This window comes from Streptomyces sp. SM1 (assembly GCF_002910825.1).
GTDB classification, from domain to species: domain Bacteria; phylum Actinomycetota; class Actinomycetes; order Streptomycetales; family Streptomycetaceae; genus Streptomyces; species Streptomyces okerensis.
In genome coordinates this window covers 1-3,763 of sequence record NZ_NEUB01000770.1, presented here as the reverse complement: position 1 = coordinate 3,763, position 3,763 = coordinate 1, and the positions used below count along the sequence as shown (strand labels likewise).

Below are 3,763 nucleotides of genomic sequence, written 5' to 3'. Positions count from 1 at the left end.
ACGAACCGGTCCGCCAACACGATCTGCATCGGTACTCTGCCTCTCGCGGGTTGTCCGCTTGAGGTCCTCCCTTACGCGGCATCATCCAAAACGGGCTACCGCAGCATCAGTTCGTGTCTTCCCACGTTCCCTACGAGCGCCGCAGACCAGGATCACGTCGCCTCCACGCCGGGCACCACCTGGCCAGTAGATCGGGTATCCGCCAGGCTCATCCCGGGGCAAAAAGTAACCCCCGGTTTTGATGCCATTTCAATCCTTAACGACGCGTCAACAGCGTCCCCCTCACGGGGATTTGCGCTCCGTCTTCCTGATCCCCACCTGACGCCCTCTTGGACGCCTTTTCCACATCGCTCACCACGGTCGCGTCACCACTTCCGCAGCATGTGGCGGTTTGAAGCCTCCCCCCGCAGGGCGGCTCCGAAGGGCCTACCTTCATCGCTCGCACAGCATCGTGTTCAGCCGCTCAACTACCCATTGCGGCCTCCCGCGTTCGTGGCACACCTTTTCCCAGGACGTCCAGTGCGGCGTCCCGCTTGGCCATGTCCTTCTCCAGCCGGGCGACCTTCTTGCGCAGCCGTTCCACCTCGGCCTGCTCGGGGGCCTTCTTCGGCCGGGCCGGAGAGGTTCGCCGGTCGGTCAGCGTGGCCATCGCCCCGGCGTCGCGGGCCTGGCGCCACTCGATGATGTGCGAGTGGTACAGCCGCTCACGGCGCAGGATCGCGCCCTTCTCGCCGTTCGGAGCGGCGTCGTACTCGGCGACGATCCGCAGTTTGTACTCGGCGGAGAACGTGCGCCGCTTCGGCTTCGGTGCCGGGTCGCCGCCCTGGTCGGGCGCGGGGGTGGTACTGGCCATGCTGAAGGACTCCTCATCTCACCCATCCAACGTAACCCGGACACACCGGACGTCTCACACGAGACTGTCAGAGAGGGGTACGCCACAGCACTCCGTTTCGCACACATTCTTGCGAGCGATTGATTGACTGAGTTTTCAGATTACCTCGACGGCAAGAAACGGTCACCAGACCGACGCCGACCTGCGTCATGGATGGGCAGTGACTGTCGTCGTCAGCGAGTCCGTCACTGCGTTCGCGAGGCGCCTGAGCCCTTCACCCGAGGTCCTCCAGGAGCAGGTCCAGCGCCGCCTCCTCGTGCAGGGCGATGCCCGACGCCTCCATGGCGGGAGCCAGTTCCGGGTCCCATGCGGCTTCCACCGGTGGGCCGGTGAGGGGGAGGTGCGGGGTGCCGTGCAGGCGGGTGCGGGTCGCCAGGTACTCGTAGTCGCGGGCGCGCATACGCCACGGCTCGGCGGCACAGCGCCGGGTGATGCGGTTGGCGAGGGTGATGCCGGGCCAGTCGAAGTCGCCGTGGTAGGCGAAGGTGCAGCCGGACGCCGCCAGGGTGTCGAGGAGGGTGAGGACGACCGTCGTCGCGCTGCCCGAGGTGCAGACCAGGGGTGCCGTGCGGGCGGCGTCGGCGGCGGCCTCGACCACGCGGGGGTTCTCGCAGACGTGGACCCGGGTGCCGGGTTGCATCGTCAGGTGAAGGGTGCGCAGGTCGCGCAGGGTCAGGTGGGTCTCCATGTGGTGGTCGGCGCGGTCGAGCAGGGCCCTCTCCTGCCAGGTGCCGCCGGTGGGGCGCAGGCCGTAGGTGAGGACCGTGCTGGAGACCTCGTCCGGGGTGACCGAGGCCGTGCGCCACAGGGCGCGGCGGGTGGGGGCGTCGGTGGGGAACTCCGTGTCGTGCGCCAGGGCTATGCCCCGGAGAACCAGCCGGGACAGCAGGGTGCTGTCGTCCAGGCCGTGGGCGGAGCCGGTGGCTCGGGTGGCCAGTTCGCCGCGGCCCCAGGAGGCGCGGGCGGGGTGTGCGTCGCCGTCCGGGAAGAGGGTCGCCAGGGTGCGGATCGCCTGGGTGACGACTGTGGTCGCGGTGTGCAGGTCCTGGCGGGTGAGGGTGCCGCCGCGTCGGAGGTCCTCCAGCCACTGTGCCGTCCAGGAATGGGACGACAGGGAGGTGGATTCCAGCTCGGTCCGGGCCGTGGACCAGACGCGGGCCCGTTCGGCCGCCGCCGCGTCGCGGAGCGCCCTGCGGTCCGTCAGGGGCGGGCCCAGCGCCTCCAGGGTCGCGGCCAGGCCCCGGCCGGCCGCGCTGGCGCGCAGGCGGGTGTCCAGGTCCGGCAGGCGGACGGTGGCGGTGGGGCCGGTGACCGGCCGGGCCAGGAGGAGGGAGAGTGCCTCGCGTTCCTGCGCGTCCAGGTGCTGGAGTCTCATGGTGCCGGTCGGCTGGAGGCCCTGGCGTTCGAGGCGGGTGCGTACGGCCGTCCAGAGGCGGGTGAGGCCCGGCCGGGTGAGGAAGGCGAGGGTCTCGGCGTCCAGGCAGCCTTCGTCGACGCGTCCAGGGCGGCTCATACCGGCATCAGTCTCCGCTGCCGTCCGTTCCACGTGTAGTGGAGCGTCGCGACGCCCCGTACGTGCGGGTCGCGCAGGCACTCGTAGATGTGGAGAGACGGTACGTCGGGCCAGTTGCCGATCAGACGTTCGCTGGTGAGGACGAAGTCGAGGTCCAGATCGACCAGGATGCGGCCGAGGCGGGCGTGGGTGGGCTCGTCGACCTTGGCGAACGCGTCGTCGAGGAGGATCAGGCGGGGGGCGTGCGGGACGGCGTCGGCGAGGCCGGTGAAGTGCGCCGCCGCCGCGGCGAAGAGGACCAGGTAGGACAGGACCCGCTGTTCGCCCTGGCTCAGGCCGGTGCGGCCGGAGAGCTTGCGGCGGCTGCCGGGTGCCGCGTCGTCCACCACCCAGGGGGTGAACGTGAACCAGCCGCGGTAGTCCAGGGCGGTGCGCAGGTGGGCGGCGTAACCGGCGGCCGGGTCGGCGCGGCGGGCGTCCTCGATACGGCGCTGGAGGACGTCCCGGAGCTGCTCGGACTGCTCGCGGGTGCGCAGGCCCGAAGGGCTGCGCAGGAGGTCGACGGCCGCCTTGACGTCCGCCTCCACCCCGTCGGCGAGCTTCCAGTCGAGGGTGACGCCCAGGCCGTGCGAGGTGCGGACCGTGGCGAGGGTGGTGTTGAGGGCGGTGATCAGGGCGCCGGCGGCCAGCACCTGTGCGGACAGGTGGTCGCCCAGCTCTCCGGCCAGGAAGCGCTGGAAGACCTCGCTCTCGCGTTCCGTGAGGCGGTCGCGCGCCTCGGCGGCCTCGGCCGCGATGCGCGCGCCGACCTGGGCGACGTCGCTCGGGCCCTGGTCGTTGACGAGCCGGCACAGTTTGATGCCGTCGTGTTCCTCCAGGGTCGCGTCGTAGCCGCCGGAGAGCTGGTCACGCAGTTCGGTGTGGCGGTTGAGGAGGGCGGTGTCCGAGAGGTCGTGCCGCTCGGCGTCCAGGCCGCGGCACACGGCGCCGGTCAGCCGGTCCAGTGCGGTGACGCGCTCCCGCACGTCGTGGTGGACGGGGTCCGGGGACTTCAGGGCGCCTTCGTCCGCGTCGGCGTCGAGCCCCGCTCCGCGCAGCAGACCCGGCAGCGCGAGTGCCGCGCGCAGTCGTCTGCCGCAGGCCAGCACCTCTTCTTCCTGGGCGGCGAGGGTCTCGCGCCGCTTCCTGTCGTCCTCCTCCGCCCGTACGCGCCGGTCGTGCACCTCGCCACGGTCGTCCCGCAGGCGCGGGAGTTGGCGTCCCACGGCGTCCAGGCGGCGCTTCGCCTCGGCCTCGTGGGCGAGGATCTGCTGCTCCGTGGCGCCGAGGGCCTCCTCCAGGGCCCGGACGGTGCGGCG

The 3,763-nt window shown here is 71.3% G+C and carries 3 protein-coding genes; all 3 read right to left on the bottom strand.

The genetic code is table 11. The annotated features are described in order from the left end of the window. Nucleotides 1–463 precede the first annotated feature (463 nt). On the bottom strand, nt 464–853 hold the full coding sequence (locus tag B9S61_RS23685; protein ID WP_103544071.1) for a transposase: 390 nt from the start codon (nt 851–853) through the stop codon (nt 464–466). A 253-nt stretch (nt 854–1,106) separates the two neighbouring features. Then, a complete protein-coding gene (locus B9S61_RS23680; protein WP_103544070.1) occupies nt 1,107–2,405 on the bottom strand; it encodes a TIGR02679 family protein in 1,299 nt (432 codons plus the stop codon). After that, nucleotides 2,402–3,763 (bottom strand): TIGR02680 family protein (locus tag B9S61_RS23675; RefSeq protein ID WP_103544069.1); only part of this gene is annotated, 1,362 nt, incomplete at its 5' end. The genes B9S61_RS23680 and B9S61_RS23675, both read right to left, overlap by 4 nt.